Source organism: Bacillus cereus group sp. MG16 (assembly GCF_040459875.1).
Classification (GTDB): Bacteria; Bacillota; Bacilli; order Bacillales; family Bacillaceae_G; genus Bacillus_A; species Bacillus_A paranthracis.
In genome coordinates, this window is record NZ_JARVHE010000001.1 from 2,944,258 (window position 1) to 2,965,553 (window position 21,296).

Genomic DNA, 21,296 nt, shown 5'->3' on the forward strand with positions numbered 1-21,296 from the left:
TTCTTATTTAAGAATCTGTCTTTTTTAATTAATAATGATAAATTGTAAAATAATTGAAGAACCTTGTGGTGGTGGTTGATTATCTAATAAAGTTAGCTGGCCAGTACTAACCTGATATAATGGCTGTGGTTGAAGTATTCCATTAATAAACAAATTAATGTACGAAACCTCATCAGGAGATAATATGTGAGTTGTACCATATTGAGCTAGCCCATCTGAATCTGTATATGTAAGTTTTTCTCCATCTGAAAAAGTGTAAAATAATAAATTAGTTGTTGTTATGGGGCCAATAACGCCAGTTGGACCTGTTGCTCCTGTTATTCCTGTTGCCCCTGTTACTCCTGTTACTCCTGTTGCTCCTGTTGTCCCTGTTGTCCCTGTTACTCCTGTTGCTCCTGTTACTCCCGTTACTCCTGTTGCTCCTGTTGCTCCCGTTGTCCCTGTTACTCCTGTTACTCCCGTTGCTCCTGTTGCTCCTGTTACTCCCGTTACTCCTGTTGCTCCTGTTGCTCCCGTTGTCCCTGTTACTCCTGTTACTCCTGTTGCTCCTGTTACTCCCGTTACTCCTGTTGCTCCTGTTGCTCCCGTTGTCCCTGTTACTCCTGTTACTCCCGTTGCTCCCGTTGTCCCTGTTACTCCTGTTACTCCCGTTACTCCTGTTGCTCCTGTTGCTCCCGTTGTCCCTGTTACTCCTGTTACTCCTGTTACTCCTGTTGCTCCTGTTGCTCCTGTTGCTCCTGTTACTCCTGTTGCTCCTGTTACTCCCGTTGTCCCTGTTACTCCTGTTACTCCTGTTACTCCTGTTGCTCCTGTTGCTCCTGTTGCTCCTGTTACTCCTGTTGCTCCTGTTACTCCCGTTACTCCTGTTGCTCCTGTTGCTCCCGTTGTCCCTGTTACTCCTGTTACTCCTGTTGCTCCTGTTGCTCCTGTTACTCCCGTTACTCCTGTTGCTCCTGTTGCTCCTGTTGCTCCTGTTGCTCCTGTTGCTCCTGTTGCTCCTGTTGCTCCTGTTGCTCCTGTTGGAATATAAATTGGCGGAAGAACCGGAAAAGTAGGTCCAATATTCTCTGGTCTTACCATCCCTTTATTCAAAGATAATTTTTCATTACTGTTCAATTTACTACCTCATTCCACATTTTGTTTACTAATTAACAAAATAAAACCTCTATCATTTTAGAAAAATTCCATAACTACTTTTTCATACTCAAATGATTTTACATAAAGTAAACTTTTTACCGTTTCTATAACTAGTAGTATTCATATTATAAAATGATAGCTCTATTTCAAAATACTAAATTGGTTACGTTCTAATTAAAAGATGAGGTGATTTATATTCAAGATAAGAATGAAAAAACAAAAAAAAAATCTATTATCACTGGCTCTTGAAATTATTCTTCCATACAGACTTACAGGTCCTACAGGTATCACTGGTTCCACAGGCATCACTGGTCCCACAGGTATCACTGGTCCCACAGGCATCACTGGTCCCACAGGCATCACTGGTCCTACAGGCATCACTGGTCCTACAGGCATCACCGGGCCTACAGGCATCACCGGGCCTACAGGCATCACCGGGCCTAATATTACAACAAACTCCATGTTCGCTAATAATACGTCAGGTGGTCCCATTTCAGTTATATTAGGCGGAACTAATATTCCACTTTCTAATAACCAAAGTCTCGGTAATTTTACAGTGAATGCTTCAAATGATATATTTACAATTCCTGTTACTGGGAGATATTATTTAACCTATCAAGTTAATACAACAACTGCACTACTTGCTGGTACAAGGCTACTATTAAACTCTTCGACTCCACTTTCCGGATCTATTTTTTCTCCCGCATTATCAACTTCAAATTATAATAATAATTTAATAATTAATTTAACTGCTGGTAATACAATTTCACTTCAACTATTCGGCGTATTATCCATAGTTAATTTAGTTGGAGGTGGTTCAACAGGTGCCTCTTTAACAATTATACGAATCGATTAAAAAATGATTCATTCTTTTTATAATAATCATTCTTAAATGCTAAAATAGTAACTACTAGGTCATTCCTTTAGTTTATATTTTAATAACTTCACGTAAGTGATTATGCAATAAGAAATACTTTGTACTATATTCATAGTACAAAGTATCTATACTAAATTTTCCGTATATACATTATCAATTTACACTGCTCTCTGCCAATGTTACATTAAAGGTGAAGGTAGTTTCTCAAATGCGAACCATCTCAATACGTATATGAGAAACAAACTCCAATCCTATACGCGAGAGCAATACTATGTTGACACTCAAACGAGTGTCCTTTTTTATGAATTTCAAAAATAAAACCATCTTTTATAGATGGTTTATCAACGCACTTTTCTTTATATTCTTCGTGTAATAGTAAATTTATATATTAGGATAATATATGGTTATACTTAACCTAGTTAGCGTTCTTCCGAAATTATGATAAGAGTGTGGTCTATCCGCCTTAAAGCGAATTGAATCCCCACTATTTAATTTATATTGACAATCATTTATTTCAATTGTCAATTCCCCTTCAAACACCGTTATAAATTCTTCGGTTCCTTCTTTATGACCTTCCGAACTTAATTTTCCTTCAGTTTCAATTTCAACTGTATAGATTTCAAAGTTCCTATTATCTTGAAAAGGAAAAGATGGATACACTTTATATCTCCCATTGTCTTCTAATAATGCTTGAACATCACTTCGTAAAACGACTTTCGTATCCAGTTGGGGATTATTAATTAAAGAAGTAAAAGACACTTTCAACCCATTAGCTATTTTCCATATCGTTGTTAATGTTGGACTTGACTCTCCACGTTCAATTTGTCCAATCATTGTTTTACTCACACCTGTTAATTGGGCAACTTTTTCTAAACTTAATTTTTCTTTCTCTCGTATTGTTTTTAAATTTTTTGCCAGAATAAGTTGAATTTCTTCCATAAGAAACACTCCTAAACTATATACAATATAACGACCGTTATGTATAATAAAAAGCACACGTTATATTGTTATTTTCGGTCATTATAACATACACCAAATAATTAGGGGGTTTTGAAATGCCTATATTCTCTTTTTTGTTATTTGTTATTATAAGTAGCTTCACACCCGGTCCTAACAATTTCTTAGCTATGACATACGCCAATCAACATGGTTTAAAAAAGAGTATGCAATTTTGCTTTGGAGTAGCTTTCGGTTTTTTCATCCTCACTTCATTATGTAGCTTCTTTAATATTGTACTAATTAATATCCTACCTATAATTGAATTCCCTTTAAAAATTTTAGGTGTAGCATACATGCTATATTTAGCCTTTAAAATACTCACTAGTAAAACTAGTGCAGATCCAGATGAAAAACATAATAAAAACTTATTTACAGTCGGGATTTTTCTTCAATTTGTTAATCCTAAAGGAATACTATTCGGACTAACTGTAGTATCAACCTTTATTCTTCCTTACTACAATTCATATTCAAGTTATCTACTTTTTTCATTATTTCTAGGTGTAGTTGGATTAATGAGCACATTTAGTTGGACATTATTCGGTTCCATGTTTCAAAAACTTTTGTTGAAGCATACTAAATCATTTAACATCATTATGGCCGTTTTATTAGTTTTCAGTGCGCTTTCCATTATAACCAATTAAATTTCCTTTATTAAAAAAAAGAGGATTACTCAATAAAAGTATCCTCTTTTTGAGGCCGAGTGATTTTTCTGTTTCACTAAAATAAAATTTTTACTTAACTTCATACCACCAGCCTCTACGCTCAAGGTAATCCGTCATTCCTTTAAGTTGCAGCCTCTACTTTTTATCATTCATTTTAAAATCTCTTTATAATAATACAGAAAAATACGCTATAATATAAGTTATTGTTCTTTAGGAGGGGTTTAATGGCTGATAAGTATAAATTTTTAATTCTTGTTGTTACAGCATCTTTTTCTTTCTTTTCCTTAATAAAAGATTTCCGTAACACTTCAAAAAGTTTCTTTTGGGGAAGCTTTGCAATCCTAACAAGCTTTATATTATTATTAACACACGCTTTAGAGTTAACTCCAATACTTCTCCATTCAGCCCAGATGGCTCTTGAGATTATTACAATACCTCGTAAATTATTGTTCCCGTCTGGCACTGAAGTTGCTAGTATTTGCTAACAATTCGTGTATCTAAAAAAATTCAAGTCTATATTTCTAATTATCTTTATAAATATAAAAATGCGGTTTCTCCTTTCTAGAGAAACCGCACCCTATCAAAAATTCTTATTAAATTTTAAACTGACTCGTATACAGATCAAAGTAAAATCCTCTATCTTCCATGAGAGATTCATGGTTCCCTTTTTCCAAAATACTTCCATCTTTTATAACAAGGATTTGATCTGCTTTTTCAATCGTTTTCAGTCGATGAGCGATTACGAAACTTGTTCGACCTCTCATTAAATTGTTTAGTCCTTCTTGTATTTGTAATTCTGTTCTCGTATCAATATTAGATGTTGCTTCGTCGAGAATTAATATATCTGCATCTGCTAAAATTGCCCGTGCAATCGCAAGAAGTTGTTTTTGTCCTTGACTTAAATTCGATCCTTCTGAAGCAATTTTCGTTTCATATTGATTCGGTAAATGTTTTATAAAAGAATGTGCAGATGCTGCCTTAGCTGCATTGATTACCTCTTCATCACTAGCATCTAATCGACCATAACGTATATTATCCATAATCGTCCCAGCAAATAAATACGTATCTTGTAAAACTACTCCTATTTTACTTCGCAACGAATTCATATCATATTCTTTTATGTTTTTTCCATCAATGCGAATTTGCCCTTGCTGTATATCGTAAAAGCGCGTTAGCAAATTAATGATTGTTGTTTTGCCCGATCCAGTTGGACCTACTAAAGCAATTGTCTCCCCTGGCCGCGCTTTAAGACTCACTTCTTTTAAAATCGTTTTATTTTCCTCATACCCAAATGAAACATTCTCGAGTGCAACATGTCCTTGTAAATTTTGTACAACGAATGCATCTTTTTTATTTTTGATTTCCGGTACTTCATCCATAATTTCAAAGACACGTTCCCCACCAGCCACTGCCGCTTGAATCGTATTCATTAAAGTTGCGAATTGACTGAGTGGTCTTGAGAATTGACGAGAATAATTAATAAAAGCTGCAATGACACCTACTGTTGTCATTCCATTTAAAACCATTACTGACCCAGTTCCAATTACAAGTCCCATACCTAAGTTGTTAATAAAGTTCATACTCGGAAAAATAAAAGCTGAAAATGTATCCGCCTTCGTTGCAGAAACTCTTAGCTGTTCATTAATTTTATTGAAATTTTGTACGGTTTCTTTTTCTTTCCCATATAACGTTGTAACATCCGCACCTGTTATAGCTTCCTCAATAAATCCATTTAATTCTCCTAAATCTTTTTGACGCTTTGCAAAGTTTTTACCACTATAAGCAACTAGTTTTTTTGTAACGAAAAACATAATAGGTACTGTAATTAAAGTAACAATCGCTAAAATCCAATCTAATGCGAACATCGCAATCGTCACACCTATAAAAGTTAGCGCTGATGAAATAATTTGTACAACACTTTGTGTCAACGCTTGATTCAAATTATCTATATCATTTGTTACACGACTCATTAAATCCCCTTGAGAACGTACATCAAAGAACCGTAAAGAAAGCGTTTGGATTTTCTCAAAAATATCTTGTCGTATTTTTTGTATCGTTTTTAATGCAACATTAACCATTACAAATGTTTGTAACCAAGTTAATAATACTGTTACACCATAAATCGCGATAAGTATCAAACACATTCTCGCCGTACCGCTTAAATCTTTCGGTACAATATATTGATCGATAATTACTCCCATTAAATACGGACCTAATAACCCAAGTAACGTCGTAACAAACACTAAAAATATAACGAACGTAAGGGCAGCCTTTTGGTAGCCCATATAGTTCCATACTCTCATCACAGTTCCTTTCGTATTTTTAGCCTTCCCCATCTTTGATGCGTTACGCCCACCTTTATTAGCAAATTGTCCTTGAAAATTACGCATGTTCTTTCCCACCTTTTTTATATAAATTACCGCCTTGGGAAAGATAGATTTCTTTATATACCTCACATTGTTCTAACAGTTCTTCATGTGTACCATCACCAACTAATTCACCATTATCTAAAACGAGAATTTTATCAGCATCTATTATTGATGAGATTTTAGAAGCAATTAATAATGTTGTTGTTCCTTTATATTCTCTCCTTAATGCTGATTGAATGTTAGATTCTGATTTAGCATCAACTGCTGATGTAGAATCATCTAATACAAGAATAGATGGCTTTCTCACAAGCGCCCTTGCAATGGATACACGTTGTTTTTGTCCACCTGATAAATTCGTCGCACCTTGTGTTACATGATATTGATAAGAATCTTCCAGTTTGTTAATAAACTCAGTCGCACAAGCTGATGAAGCCGCCACTTCCAGCTCTTCCTTCGTTGCATCTTCTTTTCCATAACGTAAGTTCTCTTCTATACTACCTGAAAACAACAATGCCTTTTGAGGTACAAACCCGATTGAACCACGAAGTTTTTGTAAATCGTATGCCTTAACATTTATTCCATCAATACATATTTCACCTTGATCAACATCGTATAAGCGTGGTAACAATTTTGCTAAAGTAGATTTACCACTTCCTGTAGAACCGATAACCCCTACTTTTTCACCTTTACATATGCGAAATGAAATATCTTTTAAAACATATTCATTATTTTTCGTATAACTATAACTAACATTTTTAAAATCAATATTCCCCTCAATTTCCTTAGGTACAAGCGCATTTGTTTCGCTCGTAATATCAACCTCAGTATTTAAAACTTGCTGTACTCGATCCGCAGACGGAAATGCTCGCGCGATTTGCATAAATACCATACTGATAGACATAAGTGACATTAAAATGATATTCAAATAATTTATAAACGCTAATATAGCTCCTACTTGAAGAGTCCCGTTAAATACTTTTTCTCCACCAATCCATAATGTTGCGACAATCCCTCCGCTTACAACTAACATTATGATTGGCATCATTAAGGAAATAAGCTGCACCGCTCGAATATTTATCTTCGTTAAATTTGTATTAACATTTCCAAACTGATTAATTTCATATTTTTGTCTTACATACGCTTTAATAACACGTACTCCAGATAAATTTTCTTGTAACTTTGTATTCACTTTATCTAATGCTTCTTGCACCTTTTTGAACGTCCCGCTCGCTTTACTCGCAATGAATATAATCGCAAGTAATAAAATTGGAACGACTACGAGTAATATAGGAAATAACTCGCGTGCTGTTACAAAAACAATTATGATACTTCCGATAAATAACAAAGGACCACGAACGAGAACACGTAATGTCATCGTCATCGCCGATTGAATAGATGTAATATCATTTGTCACTATCGTTAATAACTTTCCAGTTCCAAACGAATCACGATTTTCACTAGAAAATGTTTCTATTTTCGCAAACACATTTTTTCGTATGTCAGTAGCGAAATTAACAGCTGCTTTTGTAGAATACATCATACACCCAAGCCCTCCAACTAAACCGAGTGCTGCAGCTCCTATCATAAGAAGTCCCATTTTTATTACATAATTCATATCCCGATTTGCTATCCCAACATCAATAATATGTTGCATAATAGTCGGTTGAATTAAGTCCATCGCAACCTCAAGTACCATAAATAGTGGTCCAATAATAGCGAAGAACATGTATGGTTTTAAATACTGTAATAATTTATGAAATGATTTCATACATAATCTCCTTTTCCCATGAAATTACCCCCGAATAACTCATATCCCTCCTTATTTAAGCGCTGTAGTTTGTAATTTCTTTCTTATTCCTATTATATTATGTAAATTAATATTTAACATTATTAAATGATAAGCATTAATGACTTTACGGTCAATAAATGTGCTTTTTATTATATACATATAAAAACCGCATTCCTAATGAAAAGAATACGGTTTTTCATCTATATTTTTTCAGTCGTAAACTCTAAAAACTCAGTCTCAAATCCATTATTTTTAGACGGACTACACGTGTAAAAACCTATTTTAATAGGCTTATTTCCTATATCCTCCATCAAATGAGCGATTCTTATTTGTTCCCATTGGTGGATCTTCTTCACATATATTGTATAATCACCACGTTTACGAACAATTCGAAAACGCAGTTGCTCGTTAGCTAATTCTGTCGGAAAGTCTTGCGTGGACCAATCGGAATATCCATTATTCGTTACGACAGCTCCTAAATGAGATGGACCATCTGGAATATATTCTAATGAAGTTTTCAGCCAACACTTTTCCGAAACCATAACAAAAAGACCAGCTTGATCGAATTTTGAATTTGGATTCATACGCAATTGAACTTCAGCTTGAAAGTCTGTCATCGTCTCTGTATAAAATACATGACCATTCATTACTTCGAATCCATAATGTGTTTTAAGCCAAAAATCTGTTTCGGCTTTCGAGCGGACAATAAGCGCATGATTGTTATTAAGCTTATAATATTCAGGTACATTCATTATAGTAAGTTGCTCAATATGTTCTGGTATATGTGATATTTTCATAGTTCCTCCCTAATAAAGCATCTATATACACATTTAAAATTCTACTAATACTGGGAATTTATAACCTTTCAAATCCAACTCTCTATTACTTCGAACCATTAAATACTTACTTGATTGTAATTCTGTAAACTGTACATCCTCAACCCCTAATTGATCTGGAGAGAAGTAAAATTCGATTTCTGTAAATCTTTCAGCGATCTCCCCACATATTTCATCTAAAACTGGAATTACTGGTGCAAACACTCCATATAATTTCAACTTTTCATTATCTACTTCATACACAATTAGAGCATCTAGTTTCTCTGAATAATACAATTTCTCATTCCATTCCGAATTGTACATATTCAAATAAAACGAAGGATGGAAGTTTAATGTTGAAAAATTATTTGAAAGTCTTTGGCTACTATCTATAGTTTCATGTATTAATTTTCTATCCTCTTCCATATAATAATCTAGCTCTCTAAGTAAGGAATCATTATTATTCTTTTTATCATATGGAATAGTCATCAAATACTCCTGTACAACTTTAAAACCATATGATGTATATAGTTCAGGTTTTTCCGTAAACAATAATGTGCATTCACATTTCTTATCGATTTCTTCTATCATTTTACTCATTAATTGCGTCATGAGTCCTTGTCTTCGAAAATTAGGGTGTGTCATTACCGATTGAATGCCTGCTGCATTTATTCTTTCACCATTCACTAGCAATGGTAACGAGAATACCGCAACGTTTGCAATCGCTTTATCTTCTTGTAAAAATGATAAAGCTTTATATGTATCATCCCAATAACCTCTCTCTGAAAAATCATGCAATGTTTGACTTGAAATCCCAAACACTTCTTCAAATAAAGGAAATAACTGCTCTCTTTTCGGTTCTTCTAAAAGAAGTTTTTCAAAATTTTCAACATTCCCCATGTTGTCCCTCCATATGTTAATTCCATCAAATTAGATATAGTTGTAGAACCTGCTCTTAAAGTAATAGGTCTTACCAATCAATATACTATCATAAAATATAAAAAAAAAGTCTAATTAATTTTATGTTTCGACTATTCGAAAATAAGTCGAATAAAAAGATATTAAGATTTTTGAATATTAATAAGTTTATAATATAAAAATAGCGCTTTCTAATTCGTTTTTACTAATAGAAATGCACCATTTATAAAAAAATATTTTTTATTATTTTTTCCCTTCTAGTCTTTCCTTCGTATTAATTTCTTCTCCTCTCATTCGCTTTTCAAATGTATTTCTCCAACTTGTAGAAAGTGCATGTACTTCTAAGATCCTCTTTACCCCTTCCGAATTTTGTTTTTCCTTATGCATAATACGATTAGCAAAAGCTACTGTCACACCTTTCAGATCCGACTTCAGTAACTTTAATGTATCAGCAGGTGATACCCATCCTTCTTTTAATACGCGAAAATAAAACCCTGTATATCCTGTTTCTTGAAAATATAGTGGTAACTTCGGGATATTGTATTTCTTAGCTAATTTAAAACAAGGTTGCCTTGGCTGCGTTACTTGTACAATTGCTTCTCCAATTTGAAATGTATCACCAATACAAACATCCTCTTCACACATACCACTAATTGTTATATTTTCTCCGAATGCTCCATATACAAGTACTTGATTCAACTCTTTTTCCCAATATCTATAATGTTCTCCCGAATACACACAAACCGCTTTATCTACTCCACCATGATGAACTAAATCCGCTTGACCATCTCCATTAAATTTTACAAAGGATAAAAACACCGGTTCTTTTATTTGTTTCTTATTTATGCCTGTATGAATTACTTTTCCGCCGTATGTAACCTCTTTTGGTAATCCTATATTTAAAGATAATAATTGATATTCATTAGCCATTCTATTTCCTCCTTTAAAGGTGTTACATGTATTTTCTCTCGGTTAATTTTTACAATCCTCTCTGTTATATAAAGATGATTATAAAACCTCTAAAATCATTGTTCAATTCAATTATTTATATAATAATGATAGGTATAACCTATTATTATACTTGAGGTGATTCCAATCGAATTACGACAACTTGAATACTTTTTAGCTGTTTCAAAAGAATTACATTTCACAAAAGCAGCTGAGAAATTAAATATTTCACAGCCTTCACTAAGTCAACAAATACGTGCATTAGAGCATGAAGTAGGAATGCCCCTTTTCGATCGAATTGGTAAAAAAATATCTTTAACCGAAGCTGGGAGGATTTTATTATTACATAGTAAAACAATTTTTCATGAAGTTGAACAAGCCCGTTCTGCTATTCAAGATTTAAACGGATTACAACAAGGTTCCTTAACAATTGGATCATTATTAACCGTCGTAAATTACTTACTACCACCAGCTATTTTAAATTTTAATAATTTATATCCCAATATAGAACTTTCTGTATTAGGACTTCGCACAGGAGATATTCGTGAAAAATTATTACAAAACGAACTAAATATTGGCATTACATTTCTACCGGTGCAAGATAAAGAAATTATTTCTATCCCTCTCTACAAAAGTGAACTTATAATAGTCGTACCAACTGGTCATCAATTAGCTGAACATAATCATGTATCTATTGCTGAATTACAGAACTACCCTTTAATTCTTTTACCTAAAAATTTCTTTTTAACCGAACTAATTACATCTCATTGTCAAAAATTCAACTTTAAACCAAAACCAATTTTAGAAATTAGTACAATGGAATCTTTAATCCAAATGGTTTCAAAAGGCATGGGAATTACAGTTTTACCAAAACCGTATATAGACTTTTTACAAAATACAAACATTCAAGCTATTAAAATAGAAAATCCTACTCCAACAATAGAAATAGGGCTTATTTATAGAAAAGATAAATATATGTGTGCTGCAACTCGAGAATTTATTAAACAATTGAAACTAACCGTACATTCTTTACAAAATTAAACAAACAAAAGAGATTATCCTATGAAGTCATTTCATAACGACCTAGTAGAATAATCTCTTTTCATAATGAAATAAAGTATTAACTATAAGTTTCAGTGCACCTTTTTGGAAATTGGAATATATTTTGTAAAATAAGCCCCAACTAACAATATTACGATTGAAAATAGCACTGTCAACATACCACCGAACTGAAACCAATATGCGAACAATTTAAAAATTGCAAGTGAAAAGAAACAAATTGAAGTTAATGCACTCTTCAATCCTTTTATTTCTGCTTTTTTTCTTTTTTGATACGCAATATACATGGAAACGGCTAAAAAAATGATAAAAACAATCATTAATAAAATGTTTATCATCGGTAATCCCTCCAGTATAAATAACCTCCTTCGGTGCTACCATATTACCCCATTTACCCTTTTGGAATCAATTTATTATTCTCTTCTCTCCAAAAATCAGTATAAGTTTTATTTTCAAAGTTCACATTCACCTCAGAAAAAGGAAGACTCTCTCCAACCTCCAACGAGTACCAGTCATTTAAAAGTGGAGACCCGAAACAAATATTCATTGTGCATTCATGCAAATCAAACAATACGGAATGTAAAGTTCCAAACCATTCTTCATAATTATGCACCGTCAGCCCGGCAGGATATTCTTTTTGTACTAATCCTTTTAAAGACTCTATACTCACTTGTTCATTTCGATTTAAATGTTCATACAATGTGTGATATCTGTTTGTAGATTGTTCTAATCTTCTACTATTCAGTTTTTGAATAGGTAAACTAATTGCATGGTTTGTTGATACGATAAAATCTTGGCTTTCCTCATCAATTGAAGTTATTGATTTATATCCGTCAAATATTTCAATACGTGCTGCGTCTAATGAATCTGCTACTATTAAATTTATATTACTAGCAATCGGTATTTCTTCTAATAGTGACTTAGCCTCCTGCACATTTTTGCATTTCTCCAATAACAGTCGAATTACTGCAAAACATTGTAAACCACTTACTACTGGCTTTCGTAGACCTTCAATATTTCCTACTGGTTGACCACATGCTGAAAATGTAACAGCTAATCCATGCTCGTTAACCCCTTCCGTTCGGCCAAAATATTGAGTAGAAAAGCCACTATGTGCATACGCACCTTCAACATGAGTTGAACAAAAACGCATATCATCTATTTTTGGTGACAAATCATAATTTCTTAATACATAAGTATGCTTTAAATCTGTCTTTTTAGGTAAAACAGCACAATGGCTACAACCTGCTTTTAATAGTGTTTGATAATAATACATTATATTTTCAGATGGAATTTTTAATACTTCACAAAATCCTTCAATCTCTTCATTAATTCCTGGACAATAATTATGTAATATGTTCCTAGATTCTGTCCAATGCTGATGCGATATTAACTTTTCTTTCTGTATAAATTGCGGAATAAGGTAAGGATGTTGTTTTACAAATTCCCCTTGTTGCTTACCGATTTCATAATGACTTCCTTTTAGCGATGAAAAATACCCCTTTACTTGATACATCTAATTCCCCCTTATTGAATTTATCCATATCGTACCAAATAAACTGTATTCATTCTTGATGTTTTTTACTGTCTTTCAAATCAAATACGGCTGGAATAAAGCGAACAGTTATAAAATAAAAACTAGGAAACTGTAATCTTTAACAGTTCCCTAGTTTCCTTCATACTAAATGATTCCCTCTTCCACCATCGTTTCTGCAATTTGCACCGAGTTCCATGCCGCACCTTTTAATAAATTATCGGAAACGATCCAAAGATGGAATCCGTTTGGTGTATCAGGATCTTTTCTAATTCTACCGACAAATGTATCTATTTTCCCTTCTGCGTATAATGGCATTGGATACAGCTGTTCACTAGGGTTATCCTGCAAAATAACACCTGGTGCATCCATTAATACTTCCTTAATTTCCGTAACGGTAGCTTCTTTTTCCAGTTCTATATAAACCGATTCTGAATGCCCTGATACAACTGGAACACGTACACAAGTAGCTGCCATTTTCAGGTTTGGGTCTTCTAAAATTTTCTTCGTTTCTTGAATCATCTTTACTTCTTCAAAGGTGAAATCATTATCCGTGAATATATCTACTTGAGGAAGTACATTAAATGCAATTGGATAATGTTTTTTATCTTTTTTCGCTGGTAATATAGTACTCTCCACTTCTTCACCTGCAAGTATTGACTTAGCCTGTTCTTTTAATTCTTGAATCGCATGAATACCAGAACCCGATACAGCCTGATAAGTGGAAACGATAATTCGTTCTAATCCGAATACTTTTCGTATTGGCTGAAGAGCTGTTACCATCTGTAATGCTGAACAATTCGGAACTGCTATTATCCCTTTATGTTCCTTTAAAGTGTGCGCATTCACTTCCGGAACAACGAGCGGTACATCATGTGCCATTCGGTATTCGCTTGTGTTGTCAATGACGATGGCACCGCTAGAGACAGCTTGATTTACAAATTGTCTAGAAACTTCTCCTCCAGCGCTAAAAAAGGCAATATCTACCCCTTCAAAACTATTTATTTTTGCTTCTTGTATAATGATCTCTCGCCCTTTAAATTGTACTGTCTTACCAGCTGATCTTTTTGACGAAAGTAACGTAACTTCAGCTATATTAAACTTTTTTTCTTTTTCTAACAGTTCAATAATTTTCTGACCTACTGCACCCGTAGCCCCAACAACAGCTACATGATAGCCCTTTTCACTCATCTTTTCTCCTCCAATGTTAAATGAATAAATATTTCTACAATTTCATTTTATAAGGAATTTAATCATTTGGAAAATTGAAATACGTGATATAATCATTCACAAATCATGATAATAAAAGAGGGATTGTTTATGGAAATGAGACACGTTAAAACATTTTGTGCGATTGTTAAGTATGGTGGTTTTTCTAAAGCTGCTCATGCATTAGGTTATGCACAATCTACAGTTACAGCGCATATGAAAGCATTAGAGAACGATTTACATATTCCTCTTTTCGATCGGTTAGGAAAAAAAGTACTTCTTACAAAAGCAGGTCATCAATTTCATCCTTATGCTTTAGAATTACTTGCAATTTATGAAAAAGCGCAAGAAATCCCTCAAAATACCGATCAATTAGAAGGTACATTGAGTATTACATCAAACGAATCATTAGCAGTGTACCGTTTACCACAATTATTACGCGCTTATAAACAGAAAAATCCGAAAGTAAATATCGTACTTGAAACAAACACAAACGAACAAGCATTACAAAAATTACGTGAAGGAGAAACAGACGTTGTCTTCTTAATTGGAGAAAGTATAGAACATAATGATTTTATTACACTTACTTTTAGTAATGAAACATTTGGATGGATTTTACCTCCCCATTACTGTATACACTCTAACCCATTTTATTTATTAATGGATACTCAGTTTATTTTTACCGAACAAAGCTGCGGTTATAGACCAATGGTAGATCGTTTTTTACGTCAAAGCGGGAATATTCCAGCTAAAACATTTGAAACGTCCAACGTTGAAGTTATTAAACAATCTGTTATGTGTGAGTTAGGAATTTCAATTCTTCCTTACATCGTTGTACAAGAAAGTTGTCAAAAAGAGCAACTCTGTTTTCAGCCTATTGAAACTCCAACAGTTATTCAAAGCCATGTAATCTATCATAAATCTAGATGGATTTCCCCTGTAGTACAGTCGTTTCTTTCACTATTAAAGGTTATGAAAGTATAAAATAATATGAAAGAAAACATGAGTTGAAATCCTTTAAAGAATATCAACCCACGTTTTCTTTACTACTACTTATATAGTCATCTTCTTTTTATTAGGTGATGTTTTTTCTTTAACTATAACAAATATGATTGGAAGGACAAGTAAACTAGCAATTGCACAGATTGTTCCTAAAGAAGAAAACGGAAATCCATTACTTATGGCAAGTGACGCTATGCCAGAAGCAATAGTCATCCCAATATACATGGCAGAGCTATTTAATGCCATTACAGTCCCTCGCACAGCTGGTTTTAATTCTGAAATTAGTGCCGTTAATGATGCTTGGCCAAATCCAATAAATAAACTCCAAATAATATGTACAATAATTGCAATTACTAGATTTCCTGTGGAAAGCGAGAATAACATTACACTAATTGAAGATACAATACTCGCAATGACTATAACATTCTTCTTTCCTATTTTATCAGCTAACTTTCCACCCAAAATATTACCAGCTACACTACCAACTCCCGCCAAAAAGATTACAATACCTATTTCACCAACGGAAAGTCCAAAATTATCCCCATAATAAATACCTATGTATGAAAACATGCCGTGTAATCCAATTGTCCATAGAAAAGTTGCTAATAATGCAAATAAAACTGATATATTTACTACAGTCATTTTCAATGGTGCATCCACCGTTTTCGTTAAAGAAACATGCACATCCTCTCTCTCTTTTTCATTTCTTAATATGTGATTAATAAGTAATGTCAGAAATAAAGTTAAAAGTCCTATACTATAAAATGTCCATTGCCAATTTCCTACTTCAGATAAAAATGCACCTATAGGTACTCCAATGACTGTCGAACCTACCATTGCTCCCATAATCGTTCCCATCGCTTTTCCTCTTGACTCATATGTAACTTTATCTCCCACTAATGCAAAGATACTTGGCATAATCATCGCACCAGATAAACCTGTTAGACCGCGAAATAATAAAAGAATTTCAAAACTCTTCGCTAATCCCGTACAAAATGTAGAAATAGAGAAAATAGCAAATCCTATTATGATCATACGTTTCCTTCCAACTCTATCGGACATCGTTCCAAATACGGGTGCAGTTATTCCATAACAAAGTGCATAAATAGTAATTAATAACCCTCCACTTCCATCAGGAATACTAATTGTTTCTGTAATTACTGGTAATAAAGGTGCGACTAATAATGAATCTAATCCAACAAAAAAAGCTACAATTGCCAAAATGCGTATCATTGACTTTAACTCCATATATAACTCCCCTTTATTTCATATATGAAATAACTCTTTATTATGACCTCTTCTTCAATTTTTACTACTCTACATTTTATTTCATATATGAAGTATTTATATAAATAAAAATGTAACAGAGTGTTACATTTTTACTATATTTAATTCAAGTGCTTCTTCCACTTTAATAATAAATCCTCTAAAATCCCTTCTTCTTCTTTCGTAAAACAACCACAATTCTCTTTTAAAAAATCACTATATTGCACATCGACTTGCTTTTTCGTCTCTTCACCTTTTTTAGTTAAATAAACGAGCGTTTCACGTTGGTCATTCGGGTTCTTCTCTGTCATTACGTAACCATCACGCTTCATCCGTTGAATCATTGTTGTCATATTACTTGGAACGCATCCCATGTTTTCAATTAACTTTGACATAGATACTTTCCCAGATTTTGCGAGTACTTGAATCACTCCAAATTGTACGTAACTTATATCATACTGTTCAATTGCCTTATCTAGATTTTTTTGGAGTAAATGATAAACATCACGAATATTACCGTAAAGCTCTCTGTTATTCATATGTATATTTAAGCCCCTCTAATTTATTTCATATATGAATCATATTCCCATTTATTTCTTGTGTCAACAAAAACACCTTTGTATGCATAACAACAAAGGTGTTTCAAAATCAACATACTTCTTATTTATTAGTCTGTTCTCCACCTGCAATTAATTTACTGCCTGAATATGTACTTTTTTGCATAAACACTTGATTAATTAACTCTTTTTGTTCGGCTTCTGACATTACACCTTTTCCTTCGCCTAAATTCCCGCTTTGTAATTTCCAAATCTTGTTGTGATCCGCGTCCATTTTTTCATATTTTCCTTGTTTCCATCTCTCTAAAATATCTACATATGTAGTTCCTTGTACTAGATCATTGCTCTTTACAATATCAAGTAAACTTTCAATACGTTCTTGTGTAATAAAAATATAGCCCCACTTTTGATCAGCTTTCGTTTTTTGATGTGCCATTTCATGTAATGCTGTTTGTATATTCTCATCAGTCCATTTAAAATTTTTATTAAATCCGCTATTTGGCAATGAATGATTGCCATTTTCTAAAACCTTTGCATCTTCAGCTTTTACATTACTATCAGCTAGTACTTCTGCTGCCGGTGCAGCTGGTGATGCCTTTTTCGCAGCTGGTTTACTATTATTTAAATAATACAGCATACCATATGTTAAACCTACTCCGATTACCGCCATGCCAGCTATAATTCCAATTATTTTAAAGAATGTTTTCATCTTGCTTGTTTCCTCCCACATATCTCATTTCATATTTTCTATTCCCTAAACCACATATGTATTTCCTTATATTATATTTCTTTCTTTTATAAATTGAAAGATTATTCTGTCAAAAAACACCGTCTTTTTCAAATGCAACTTCACCTCTAAGCATTTCATTTTAATTTTATAAAAATATGTGCTAGCCTATCTATAAAGGAGATGAATAAATATGAGTTTATTGCATAACGGTTTAACTTTTTTAAACTTTGATGATACGTATTTATTACAAAATAAACTACATTCTTATTCACATGAAGATATTGATTTTACTCATTTAGAACACGCAAATCTATATTGCGAAAACACTTCTTTAATGCATATAAAAAGAGCATTAAATCGTAGAAAGAATAAAGGAATTACTTTTATAGGTTCTGGAAATTATCATTATGTATCTCATTTATTATTAGAAGAAATAAACAAACCTTTTACCCTTATACTATTTGATCATCATACTGATATGAACTTACAGGAAGCAAATGAACAGACTCTTATTTCCTGTGGATCTTGGGTATCATTTTCTCTTCGAAATAATGATAATTTAAAGAAGGTAATCATTATTGGGCCTTCTTCTCTTACAATTCATTCTAATGATTGTCCATACGTAGAAATTTTTCCAATTGATATATCACATGAAGTATCTATACATACAATACTTTCACATATTCATACAGAAACAATATATGTAAGCATTGATAAAGATGTTTTAGATCCAAAAGTTACTATTACCAATTGGGATCAAGGGCACATGAAATTATCTAGACTTTTACAATTTATTCATTCTCTAATTATGAATAAATCTATTTATGGTATTGATATTTGCGGTGAACTCCCAGTTTATCCTTCTCAACTTTTCTTACCTAAATATAAAAATGCTATTCATAAAAATGAACAAGCAAACTTACAAATTTTAAAAACAATTTATGAAACAAACTTACATATTCAATATGCATAAAAAGAACGAGTACCTTATAAGGTACTCGTTCTTTTTATGCGCGATTTTCTTTTAACCACTTCGTAATCGCATCTAATCTCGAAACATCAAAACGACTCTCTTCACACACATGTAAACTGTTTAAACTTTTCACAATTTCTAATTCATTCGACTTTACACTTTTTGCCTCAATTAATTTACAGTACCCGTCTGTAACGGTATTTAAATTTTCATAATAACGTTGAAACGCTTTTGATATATGTAAATGCTTTTCAAAGTTTCTTCTTCTTTTTGTCTCGTCAGATTCTTTCCGTTTTCTAAGTTCTTCATCATTCGTATATAAATAAAAATATTGATCAGGAAAACCAATTTCCCTATGTATCAGCTTTTCTTTATAAAAGTTTTCTATTAAAGATAATGGCTGATCAAATACTTCAAAATGGAAACACCAATTATAACTAAGTGGTTGATAAATGTCGCCATCAAGTATTATTAATTTATATTGCTCTGACTTCTGCATTGCTATTTTCCAGCGCTCTACTTGTTTTTCAAAATACCATGTTCTATGTTCATTTTTTGGTCTTTCAAATAATAAATTCACTTCAGGTATAATATAAGCACCATAATTCTTTTCTAACTCACGACACGTTGTGCTCTTACCAACCGCACTTGCTCCCTCAAATGCTATAATCCCCATAGTTTCTCCCTCTTTCATTAACTAAAATCTCTTTGTTTCGCTTTTCTCCCCCATAACTGTTTCCATAAAACAATTGAAGCGATGGAGAGCATTATTGTTGTAATGATACTCCCCTCAATTCCGAACGAGCCTCCATGAAGGAATTCCGATCCACTTGTTACAGGTTTAAAAATTGGTGTAGAATACATTGTCATCCCACTAACTGCAAAACCAAATACGTTATATTGTGCCCAATTCCAAATGGAATGCCATGCGCATATCCCCCAAAGACTACTGTCTTTCAAAACGTAAAAAGCTGCAAACACACCCACTAATATTATATTCGATATTGAAAGAATTGTAATACCTGGATTTAGTAAATGAAGAAAACCAAATAAAAATGAAGTTACAACAATACCGACCCATATACGGCTTCTAACAGAAAGAACTGGAAATAACCAACCCCGAACAACAATTTCTTCTGTTGCACCTTGTATTAAAAAAGCAACTAAAGATCCCACAATTCCAAGTATAACGGTTGGTGTAATGTGTTGCATTTGTAGTTGTACATTTCCAGTTAATAAAAGTAGCATGACTGGTATTGAAATAAAAACAAAACCTATTAATGCACCTCTTAAATATTTTCTTATCCACTGATTTCTCCAAAATCCAATGGATGAAATTGATCTTTTCTCTACAAATCTAATCCATAAAAAAACAAAAAATATAGCTCCGCCAAACGTCAATATCATTTCAATATCACTATAAATTGCTTTCATTAAAAGCGTTTCTGCTTTCGGTAAAAACAACATAAATAACATGAACAATTCACCTAAAGTTAAAAATACAATTGCAAGTATAACAGCGAATACTGGATGAACTTTTCTTCTTCCTTTTTTGGCTGCTTCAATTATTTTAAATTTATTGGACTGCAATATTCTCGCCTCCTAAACAAATACATCAACACTATTCTTATACTATATATCGATTCACTAATACAAATTTTCAATAAAAATGTTCTTAGTTTAGCATAAACCAAAATTAGGAATAATATATAAATAAAAGAGATGTTTTTGTGTCTTTTACCATCCTATTTCAGATTGGTATTACCAGCACTTGCTATTTCCCACCATTTGTTGTAAGATAGTAATTAAGGTCAATTTAACAGTATATTTTCTTTGCATATTATCAAGTATCAATGAGGAACATTTTATATTCCTTATGGGTTTTTGATAATATGTGAAATTTTATTTTTCATTCAAATAAGGCCGAACATATTGTAATCTTTTTAATTTTTAGGAGGCATTACCATGACATTAACAGGTAAAGTAAAATGGTTTAACAGCGAAAAAGGTTTCGGTTTCATCGAAGTTGAAGGTGGCAACGACGTATTCGTTCACTTCTCAGCTATCACTGGCGACGGCTTCAAATCTCTTGACGAAGGTCAAGAAGTTAGCTTCGAAGTTGAAGACGGTAACCGTGGACCTCAAGCTAAAAACGTTGTAAAGCTATAATTCAAACAATAAAAAGGTTGTTACCAGCACGGTTAACAACCTTTTTAATATATAACTAAAATTTTTTACATAAAAGGAGTGGTTACATGTATCGCAATCGAAAGAACGATGTAGCAGAAGTACCACCAGAACAAACCCCTGTCTGGGAATGTGAAGCAGAGGATTGTTTAGGATGGATGAGAAAGAACTTTTCATTTGAAGAAGAGCCTAAATGCCCTTTATGTAAAAGTAGCATGAAAAGCGGAGAACGTTTATTACCTAAGTTAGGTTAATTTTTTACTTA

At 33.0% G+C, this 21,296-nt stretch carries 23 protein-coding genes and 1 pseudogene; 8 read left to right on the forward strand and 16 right to left on the reverse strand.

Annotated features, from left to right (window positions below):
- Nucleotides 1-24: 24 nt before the first annotated feature.
- Nucleotides 25-1,116, reverse strand: a complete 1,092-nt coding sequence (locus QCI73_RS15225; RefSeq protein WP_353823265.1) for a DUF4183 domain-containing protein — start codon at nt 1,114-1,116, stop codon at nt 25-27.
- 207 nt (nt 1,117-1,323) lie between these two features.
- On the opposite strand from QCI73_RS15225, the pseudogene QCI73_RS15230 reads away from it, so the two are divergent.
- Nucleotides 1,324-1,993, forward strand: a pseudogene (locus QCI73_RS15230) (BclA C-terminal domain-containing protein).
- Nucleotides 1,994-2,395: 402 nt separating this feature from the next.
- On the opposite strand, the gene QCI73_RS15235 reads toward QCI73_RS15230, so the two are convergent.
- Nucleotides 2,396-3,010 carry a helix-turn-helix domain-containing protein gene (locus tag QCI73_RS15235; RefSeq protein ID WP_353823266.1) on the reverse strand — a complete coding sequence of 205 codons (615 nt, stop codon included), beginning with the start codon at nt 3,008-3,010 and terminating at the stop codon, nt 2,396-2,398.
- Between the two features lie 59 nt (nt 3,011-3,069).
- On the opposite strand from QCI73_RS15235, the gene QCI73_RS15240 reads away from it, so the two are divergent.
- The gene (locus tag QCI73_RS15240) at nt 3,070-3,654 is read left to right on the forward strand and encodes a LysE family transporter (protein WP_262726153.1); all 585 of its coding nucleotides are present in this window, start codon (nt 3,070-3,072) and stop codon (nt 3,652-3,654) included.
- A 90-nt stretch (nt 3,655-3,744) separates the two neighbouring features.
- On the opposite strand, the gene QCI73_RS15245 is transcribed toward QCI73_RS15240, so the two are convergent.
- Nucleotides 3,745-3,807: an N-acetylmuramoyl-L-alanine amidase C-terminal domain-containing protein gene (locus QCI73_RS15245; RefSeq protein ID WP_353824113.1), complete on the reverse strand. Its 63-nt coding sequence runs from the start codon at nt 3,805-3,807 to the stop codon at nt 3,745-3,747.
- A gap of 92 nt (nt 3,808-3,899) precedes the next feature.
- Between QCI73_RS15245 and QCI73_RS15250 the strand changes: the two genes are divergently transcribed.
- Nucleotides 3,900-4,160 carry a hypothetical protein gene (locus QCI73_RS15250; protein ID WP_262726152.1) on the forward strand — a complete coding sequence of 87 codons (261 nt, stop codon included), beginning with the start codon at nt 3,900-3,902 and terminating at the stop codon, nt 4,158-4,160.
- Between the two features lie 108 nt (nt 4,161-4,268).
- Here the strand turns inward: QCI73_RS15250 and QCI73_RS15255 are convergent, their stop codons facing one another.
- The 5 genes from QCI73_RS15255 to QCI73_RS15275 form a co-directional block, all read right to left on the reverse strand.
- Nucleotides 4,269-6,065 (reverse strand): ABC transporter ATP-binding protein, encoded by a 1,797-nt coding sequence (locus QCI73_RS15255; RefSeq protein WP_262726151.1) that lies wholly within the window; start codon nt 6,063-6,065, stop codon nt 4,269-4,271.
- Nucleotides 6,058-7,812 carry an ABC transporter ATP-binding protein gene (locus QCI73_RS15260; protein ID WP_327923782.1) on the reverse strand — a complete coding sequence of 585 codons (1,755 nt, stop codon included), beginning with the start codon at nt 7,810-7,812 and terminating at the stop codon, nt 6,058-6,060. Before QCI73_RS15260 ends, QCI73_RS15255 begins: the two co-directional genes overlap by 8 nt.
- 221 nt (nt 7,813-8,033) lie before the next feature.
- Nucleotides 8,034-8,630, reverse strand: a complete 597-nt coding sequence (locus QCI73_RS15265) for a DUF1349 domain-containing protein (protein ID WP_000703153.1) — start codon at nt 8,628-8,630, stop codon at nt 8,034-8,036.
- Between the two features lie 33 nt (nt 8,631-8,663).
- On the reverse strand, nt 8,664-9,548 hold the full coding sequence (locus QCI73_RS15270; protein WP_262726149.1) for a GNAT family N-acetyltransferase: 885 nt from the start codon (nt 9,546-9,548) through the stop codon (nt 8,664-8,666).
- 261 nt (nt 9,549-9,809) lie between these two features.
- Complete coding sequence (locus QCI73_RS15275; protein ID WP_353823267.1) at nt 9,810-10,496, reverse strand: MOSC domain-containing protein; 687 nt, start codon at nt 10,494-10,496, stop codon at nt 9,810-9,812.
- A 156-nt stretch (nt 10,497-10,652) separates the two neighbouring features.
- Here QCI73_RS15275 and QCI73_RS15280 point away from each other — a divergent pair, with 156 nt between their 5' ends.
- The gene (locus QCI73_RS15280; protein WP_070805999.1) at nt 10,653-11,555 is read left to right on the forward strand and encodes a LysR family transcriptional regulator; all 903 of its coding nucleotides are present in this window, start codon (nt 10,653-10,655) and stop codon (nt 11,553-11,555) included.
- 92 nt (nt 11,556-11,647) lie between these two features.
- On the opposite strand, the gene QCI73_RS15285 is transcribed toward QCI73_RS15280, so the two are convergent.
- The 3 genes from QCI73_RS15285 to QCI73_RS15295 form a co-directional block, all read right to left on the reverse strand.
- Entirely contained in the window at nt 11,648-11,911 is a 264-nt protein-coding gene (locus QCI73_RS15285; protein ID WP_353823268.1) for a hypothetical protein, read from the reverse strand.
- A gap of 53 nt (nt 11,912-11,964) precedes the next feature.
- On the reverse strand, nt 11,965-13,089 hold the full coding sequence (locus tag QCI73_RS15290) for a C45 family autoproteolytic acyltransferase/hydrolase (protein WP_353823269.1): 1,125 nt from the start codon (nt 13,087-13,089) through the stop codon (nt 11,965-11,967).
- A 165-nt stretch (nt 13,090-13,254) separates the two neighbouring features.
- A complete protein-coding gene (locus tag QCI73_RS15295; RefSeq protein WP_353823270.1) occupies nt 13,255-14,298 on the reverse strand; it encodes an aspartate-semialdehyde dehydrogenase in 1,044 nt (347 codons plus the stop codon).
- Nucleotides 14,299-14,427: 129 nt separating this feature from the next.
- On the opposite strand from QCI73_RS15295, the gene QCI73_RS15300 reads away from it, so the two are divergent.
- Entirely contained in the window at nt 14,428-15,300 is an 873-nt protein-coding gene (locus QCI73_RS15300; RefSeq protein ID WP_353823271.1) for a LysR family transcriptional regulator, read from the forward strand.
- A 69-nt stretch (nt 15,301-15,369) separates the two neighbouring features.
- Here QCI73_RS15300 and QCI73_RS15305 read toward each other — a convergent pair whose 3' ends face one another.
- From QCI73_RS15305 to QCI73_RS15315, 3 genes are all read right to left on the reverse strand, one after another.
- The gene (locus tag QCI73_RS15305; RefSeq protein ID WP_353823272.1) at nt 15,370-16,566 is read right to left on the reverse strand and encodes an MFS transporter; all 1,197 of its coding nucleotides are present in this window, start codon (nt 16,564-16,566) and stop codon (nt 15,370-15,372) included.
- Between the two features lie 140 nt (nt 16,567-16,706).
- Entirely contained in the window at nt 16,707-17,123 is a 417-nt protein-coding gene (locus QCI73_RS15310; RefSeq protein WP_001065033.1) for a MarR family winged helix-turn-helix transcriptional regulator, read from the reverse strand.
- 121 nt (nt 17,124-17,244) lie between these two features.
- On the reverse strand, nt 17,245-17,850 hold the full coding sequence (locus QCI73_RS15315; RefSeq protein WP_353823273.1) for a PRK06770 family protein: 606 nt from the start codon (nt 17,848-17,850) through the stop codon (nt 17,245-17,247).
- Nucleotides 17,851-18,061: 211 nt separating this feature from the next.
- Here QCI73_RS15315 and QCI73_RS15320 point away from each other — a divergent pair, with 211 nt between their 5' ends.
- Nucleotides 18,062-18,844, forward strand: a complete 783-nt coding sequence (locus QCI73_RS15320) for an arginase family protein (RefSeq protein WP_353823274.1) — start codon at nt 18,062-18,064, stop codon at nt 18,842-18,844.
- A gap of 34 nt (nt 18,845-18,878) precedes the next feature.
- Here the strand turns inward: QCI73_RS15320 and QCI73_RS15325 are convergent, their stop codons facing one another.
- The gene (locus tag QCI73_RS15325; RefSeq protein ID WP_353823275.1) at nt 18,879-19,538 is read right to left on the reverse strand and encodes a nucleoside/nucleotide kinase family protein; all 660 of its coding nucleotides are present in this window, start codon (nt 19,536-19,538) and stop codon (nt 18,879-18,881) included.
- Nucleotides 19,538-20,434, reverse strand: a complete 897-nt coding sequence (locus QCI73_RS15330; RefSeq protein WP_046197427.1) for a CPBP family intramembrane glutamic endopeptidase — start codon at nt 20,432-20,434, stop codon at nt 19,538-19,540. Before QCI73_RS15330 ends, QCI73_RS15325 begins: the two co-directional genes overlap by 1 nt.
- A 375-nt stretch (nt 20,435-20,809) precedes the next feature.
- Here QCI73_RS15330 and cspD point away from each other — a divergent pair, with 375 nt between their 5' ends.
- Both cspD and QCI73_RS15340 read left to right on the forward strand, forming a co-directional pair.
- The gene (cspD, locus tag QCI73_RS15335; protein WP_000176368.1) at nt 20,810-21,013 is read left to right on the forward strand and encodes a cold-shock protein CspD; all 204 of its coding nucleotides are present in this window, start codon (nt 20,810-20,812) and stop codon (nt 21,011-21,013) included.
- Between the two features lie 86 nt (nt 21,014-21,099).
- Nucleotides 21,100-21,285, forward strand: coding sequence for a cold-shock protein (locus QCI73_RS15340; protein WP_000286198.1), 186 nt, complete (start codon nt 21,100-21,102; stop codon nt 21,283-21,285).
- Nucleotides 21,286-21,296: the final 11 nt, after the last annotated feature.

Coding starts and splice junctions, on each gene's coding strand:
- QCI73_RS15295 (WP_353823270.1), bottom strand. CDS start 14,298: ATGAGTGAAAAGGGCTATCATGTAGCTGTTGTTGGGGCTACGGGTGCA.
- QCI73_RS15320 (WP_353823274.1), top strand. CDS start 18,062: ATGAGTTTATTGCATAACGGTTTAACTTTTTTAAACTTTGATGATACG.
- cspD (WP_000176368.1), top strand. CDS start 20,810: ATGACATTAACAGGTAAAGTAAAATGGTTTAACAGCGAAAAAGGTTTC.
- QCI73_RS15285 (WP_353823268.1), bottom strand. CDS start 11,911: ATGATAAACATTTTATTAATGATTGTTTTTATCATTTTTTTAGCCGTT.
- QCI73_RS15310 (WP_001065033.1), bottom strand. CDS start 17,123: ATGAATAACAGAGAGCTTTACGGTAATATTCGTGATGTTTATCATTTA.
- QCI73_RS15305 (WP_353823272.1), bottom strand. CDS start 16,566: ATGGAGTTAAAGTCAATGATACGCATTTTGGCAATTGTAGCTTTTTTT.
- QCI73_RS15275 (WP_353823267.1), bottom strand. CDS start 10,496: ATGGCTAATGAATATCAATTATTATCTTTAAATATAGGATTACCAAAA.
- QCI73_RS15300 (WP_353823271.1), top strand. CDS start 14,428: ATGGAAATGAGACACGTTAAAACATTTTGTGCGATTGTTAAGTATGGT.
- QCI73_RS15290 (WP_353823269.1), bottom strand. CDS start 13,089: ATGTATCAAGTAAAGGGGTATTTTTCATCGCTAAAAGGAAGTCATTAT.
- QCI73_RS15250 (WP_262726152.1), top strand. CDS start 3,900: ATGGCTGATAAGTATAAATTTTTAATTCTTGTTGTTACAGCATCTTTT.
- QCI73_RS15255 (WP_262726151.1), bottom strand. CDS start 6,065: ATGCGTAATTTTCAAGGACAATTTGCTAATAAAGGTGGGCGTAACGCA.
- QCI73_RS15260 (WP_327923782.1), bottom strand. CDS start 7,812: ATGAAATCATTTCATAAATTATTACAGTATTTAAAACCATACATGTTC.
- QCI73_RS15325 (WP_353823275.1), bottom strand. CDS start 19,538: ATGAAAGAGGGAGAAACTATGGGGATTATAGCATTTGAGGGAGCAAGT.
- QCI73_RS15340 (WP_000286198.1), top strand. CDS start 21,100: ATGTATCGCAATCGAAAGAACGATGTAGCAGAAGTACCACCAGAACAA.
- QCI73_RS15315 (WP_353823273.1), bottom strand. CDS start 17,850: ATGAAAACATTCTTTAAAATAATTGGAATTATAGCTGGCATGGCGGTA.
- QCI73_RS15270 (WP_262726149.1), bottom strand. CDS start 9,548: ATGGGGAATGTTGAAAATTTTGAAAAACTTCTTTTAGAAGAACCGAAA.
- QCI73_RS15240 (WP_262726153.1), top strand. CDS start 3,070: ATGCCTATATTCTCTTTTTTGTTATTTGTTATTATAAGTAGCTTCACA.
- QCI73_RS15265 (WP_000703153.1), bottom strand. CDS start 8,630: ATGAAAATATCACATATACCAGAACATATTGAGCAACTTACTATAATG.